The organism is Streptococcus oralis, assembly GCF_001578945.1.
Lineage (GTDB): Bacteria > Bacillota > Bacilli > Lactobacillales > Streptococcaceae > Streptococcus > Streptococcus oralis_Q.
On record NZ_KQ969552.1, the window covers coordinates 10827 to 15494 of the forward strand.

Here is a 4668-nt window from a genome sequence, read left to right on the forward strand (position 1 = left end):
AATATCTTGTGTTGCTTCAGCAAACTCGGCTAAAACCTTTGCACCAATCTCTTTATGGGTGATCATACGCCCTTTAAAGCGAATGGATACCTTAACTTTATTTCCTTTTTCAAGGAACTTGCGTGCATTGCGAAGTTTTGTGTCAAAGTCACCCTTGTCAATCGTTGGACTTAGACGAACTTCTTTCACAGTAACAACACTTTGTTTTTTACGTTGTTCTTTTTGCTTTTTCTGATACTCAAATTTGAACTTACCGTAGTCCATAATTTTAGCAACAGGTGGTTTGGCTTGGGGTTGAATCAATACTAAGTCAACATTTGCACTATCAGCCAATGCTTGCGCTTCGCTGAGTGGCTTGATGCCTAGCTGTTCTCCCTCAAGACCAATCAAGCGAACTTCACGTACACGAATTTCATCATTGATGAATAAGTCTTGCTTTGCTATGGTTTTCACCTCTTTTTTATTATTAGAGAAAAACAAGAGCGGACTCGTAATGATACAAGCCCGCACGTTATGATAGCGTTTCTTAGAAACTTTTCATCCGTAGGGCCAGGCAACTTGATGTCACAAGGCGAGAAGCTCTCACTTCTGCTTTTCTCAACTTTTATATGATACCAAGTTTTCTAGCCCTTGTCAAGATAAAAAGTTGTTTTTCTGGAAAACTTTCAGTTTTCCTTGATGTCTGCATCAAAAAGAGAGAACCTAGTTGGTTCCCTCCCTGTGTTAGTTTTTTCCTCACTTTCCGGATAGGAATGCTAAGACCTATTAAAAACTTCCTTTTTACGTGAACTTCCCAATCTTTCGATAAATAGAATTCCCACTAACAAAAGGATAATCAGGCAAGGAAGTAAGACTAGCCCCATACCCCAATTTAGATTGACATTATCAATTTGCTTAGGTAATCTTCCAGACAAAATCTCCACTGAACGCAAGTAAGTAAAGGGAATCAGATGTGCAATACTCTGAAGAGGCTGGATCGTTTGAATACCAAACAATAAGCCAACAATCCCAATGAGTGAAAGAAAGAGGACAGGCATTTTTTGCTTGAAAAAGTAAGCAATCAAGTAGACGACTTCCACAATGACGATAAAGGCTAAGAAAGCTAATAGCAAGCTAGGAAATAAGACATCTTGTATCTTCCCAATAGTTACTTCTTGATTCGTCAAACTATAGAACGGGTAGGGATAATCTAACTGTCCAAAACCACTTATCAGACTTCCCACTAGAAAAGAAAATCCACAGATTCCTATAAACAACACGGTTACATAGCTCATCCCAACTCCAAGAGAGGACATGGCAAATGTCACTTTTGAAAAAGGATATAACTGAGCTGTATCGAGATGATTTTGATATCTTTCTGCGAACAGTTGCGTTAGCATAAAAATAATAGCAATCACAAACAAGCTTGGGATGATAGCCTCTAAAATCCAGACAATCTGATCAATCCCGTGGGTAGGAAACTCCAAAGTATGTGCTTTTATGTTCAAGGGATACAGGGCTTGGTAAATCTTCCGTTCGCGGTCAACCCCCATTTTTAATTCAGAGCTAGAAGTCGGGTCATTTGATACAAATTCATAATTCTTCTCTTCATCTTGCCACTGCAAATAGTAGGCTTCTTTCCAGCGCCCTTCTTTTAATAAAGTCAGAATTTCTTTCTTTCGCGTCAAAAGATTTTTTTGCAAGTCTAAATCACTTTTAGCAGTCTGGTATTCCTCCGAGCTGGTGTCAGACATTTGGGAGAGTTTCTCTTCATTTTCATTGATAGCTCTCTCGTTGGCTGCAATACGAGTTTCCAACCTGCTCTCCAAGCTGTGTGAGTTTGCAGTCTGACTATTTAAATAAAAGGTAACACCGAGTACAGATGCAAATAAAGCTAAGATAATCCAGTTTAAACGACTTTTGAAAACTTTCTTTAACAAAAATAGACTAATATCTTTCATAACGGAACCTCTTCTATCTGCCCCTGACGAATGGTTACCATGCTATCGCAAATCTCCACTAACTCCTCTTTGTAGTGGGAACTTAAAAGAACCAGCTGTTCTTTTCTATTGATTTGTGCCAATCTATCAAAAAACTTCTGTCGATAATACTCGTCTAAACCATTTGTTACCTCATCCATAAGCCAGCATTTGGCCTGACTGAAGAAATACATGGCAATCACCAAGCGTTGCTTCATCCCTAAGGAATACTTACGAATAGGAAGGCTGATATAGTCAGACATTTCCCAATAGGCGATTTCATCACTCAAGTTCAGGCCTGACTTCCAGATGTTCTTTATGAGACGAAGGTAGTCCATCCCACTTAAGTTTCCATCCAGCCATTCAACACTCTCATAATAAAACAAAGAAGGAGAGGCTGCGATATGTCCACTACTAAGGGGAAGCAGCTTGCTAATAGCTCGGAACAGTGTCGTCTTTCCCGAGCCATTGATAGCAAGAAGGCCATAAATCCTACCTTTTTTAAAGGTGAAATCCGCATCTTGCAAGATGACTTGTCGCGTTTTTAAGGTAACATGAGTAAGATTTAACATATCCAGCCCTCCTTTTTCTCACTCTTTAAGGATTAATAACCTCCGCTGTAGAAGTTTATGACCTCATAACGATCGTAGTTCCAGCTTCCACCAACTTTATACTCAGAATAGCTATAATAACTAGACCATGACGGGATAGAAATGTATTGATGGTTGTGATAGTTAGTACTATATTCCCACATAGTATTCCAATCATACCAATATTTTTTAGTGACTGTCACAGCAGATACACTGGACTAAAAAAGATCAATAAATCATAAACTGGCTAATAAAACAACTTTTTCTGATTTTCACTGCATTTATATATTTACTATTGAAAGCGTTTTAATTATATCACTTTTCTCTCTGTTGTGCAATAATTTTTAATTTATTTCACTAATATATAACATTTTTCTTCCTAACGAACACTTTCAATTCGCCAACTATCCCACCCTTTAAACCGAACAGCTCCGTTCTGGTCAGTTCGATAAACTTTGCTATTGATAATTTCCAGTCGAGTCAAGGTCTCCTGATGGGGGAGTTTCGCACGATTGTTCTTTCCAACTGAGATGAGTGTGGTCTCTGGTTTAAGTTTTTCTAAAAAAACTGGATTTGATGATGTTTTAGAACCATGTTGGCCTGCTTTCAAGACATCCACCTCTAAGTCAAGATATTGCTTTAGAAAATCCTTCTCTCCCTGCTCTTTCAAGTTTGCAGTGAAGAGAAAGTGCTTATTCAGAAGTTTTCCATAAAGAACTAGAGAATCCTCATTACCTCCATCTCCAATCTTCCTTGGAGATAAGACTTCTAACTGACTCCCAAAAATTGACAAGTTCTCCCCTGCTGTCACACTGCGCACCTTGGTTTGGCTTGCTTCTAGTTCTGCTACAAATTCCTTCTGTGTCAAACTTCCTTTTGATACTAAAATCTCCCCGACATGGAAAGCCTTGGTCACCTCCAGTAAATCACCAACATGTTCCTTGTCTGTGTTGGTCAAAACCAGCTGGTCAATCTTGGCTACTCCGCGACTTTTTAGATAGGGAATCAAGTTTCGCTGGGCATTACTGGTCGTCGCCTTTTCTTGCCAAGTCTCGATTTTCTTATCAGATTCTGCCTTGCCTCCCACATCTATGAGAATGGTTTTCCCAGTTACATCCCGTAGAAAAACACTTTCTCCTTGCCCCACATCCAGCATGGTGATTTCATTTTCCAGTGGATACTTGGTCAGGAAAAAGAGACCTGTAATCAATAAGCTGACTCCAGCTACTCTTTTGATGTTTTTTCTCATGTCATAGACCAAGGCTAATAAAACTAAGAGAAGAATCAACAGCCACGCATTGGGTTGACCCAAAACCAGAGGCCTGCTTGTCAGCTGCGATACCAAGCGAATGATATTCTCCAACCACTCAAAGACAAGGTTAAATTGAGTGACTGGGTAAACAAAGGACAGAATGAATAAGATGGACAAGAGTGGTAAGAAAACCAAGTCAAACAGAAAGGAAAAGACAAAGGTCAAAAGGATAGACCAAGGCTGAAATTCTGCAAAATAGAAGGATAGAATAGGCAATATTCCCAAAGAAATGATCAGACTTTCTCTGGCAACAGCCTTGATCCCATCGCCTTCTTTGCTAGTCATAGTCAAGATAAAAGCATAAGCGCAGGACAAGACTCCTCCTGCAGTTAAGAAAAAGTTAGGCATGATGATAAAGAGGACAAGGATCGTCAAGGCAAAATTATCCAAGCCCTTAAGACCATGTTGGGCCAGTAACTTTTGCAAGAGACTGCGAATGACCGATGCCGAAAATCCTGTCAGACCTGCATAGATAAGGGAAAAAGGGTAGGTCAGCCACTTCAACTTTTCCTGGGTCAAGCCCAATCGCAAGAGGAGTTTCTTAAATCCGTCCATAAAGAAGCCTACCTGCATACCTGACAAAGCAAAGAGATGGATAATTCCTAGACTAGAATATAGCTCATTCATCTCCTCAAAGTCTGTGTCCAAATGTCCCAGCAAGAGCCCTGTCATGTAGTTGCGCATAGGGTCTGGAAAGTGCGTCTTAATCCAAACTACAGCCTTTCGACGTAAACTAGACAGATTTTCTCCTATATCCCAACTGCTAACCTGTTTCATTGACTGGATACTCTTGATAGTCAAAGTTTGG

The 4668-nt window shown here is 39.8% G+C and carries 5 protein-coding genes and 1 other annotated feature; all 5 genes read right to left on the minus strand.

The genetic code is table 11. From position 1 onward, the window contains the following. Nucleotides 1-453: translation initiation factor IF-3 (infC, locus tag SORDD16_RS05425; RefSeq protein ID WP_061452881.1), on the minus strand; the 453-nt coding region annotated here is incomplete at its 3' end. Between the two features lie 15 nt (nucleotides 454-468). After that, nucleotides 469-600: a sequence feature (ribosomal protein L20 leader region), on the minus strand. A 155-nt stretch (nucleotides 601-755) separates the two neighbouring features. Further along, nucleotides 756-1940 carry a hypothetical protein gene (locus SORDD16_RS05430; RefSeq protein ID WP_061452657.1) on the minus strand — a complete coding sequence of 395 codons (1185 nt, stop codon included), beginning with the start codon at nucleotides 1938-1940 and terminating at the stop codon, nucleotides 756-758. After that, complete coding sequence (locus tag SORDD16_RS05435) at nucleotides 1937-2530, minus strand: ATP-binding cassette domain-containing protein (protein ID WP_061452658.1); 594 nt, start codon at nucleotides 2528-2530, stop codon at nucleotides 1937-1939. Before SORDD16_RS05435 ends, SORDD16_RS05430 begins: the two co-directional genes overlap by 4 nt. 32 nt (nucleotides 2531-2562) lie before the next feature. Next, nucleotides 2563-2751: a hypothetical protein gene (locus tag SORDD16_RS12205; RefSeq protein WP_061452659.1), complete on the minus strand. Its 189-nt coding sequence runs from the start codon at nucleotides 2749-2751 to the stop codon at nucleotides 2563-2565. 176 nt (nucleotides 2752-2927) lie between these two features. Beyond that, nucleotides 2928-4668 (minus strand): DNA internalization-related competence protein ComEC/Rec2 (locus tag SORDD16_RS05445; RefSeq protein WP_241734016.1); only part of this gene is annotated, 1741 nt, incomplete at its 5' end.

Excerpts from the sequence above, each read along its gene's own strand:
- SORDD16_RS05435 (WP_061452658.1), bottom strand. The coding sequence starts at position 2,530 with ATGTTAAATCTTACTCATGTTACCTTAAAAACGCGACAAGTCATCTTG.
- SORDD16_RS05430 (WP_061452657.1), bottom strand. The coding sequence starts at position 1,940 with ATGAAAGATATTAGTCTATTTTTGTTAAAGAAAGTTTTCAAAAGTCGT.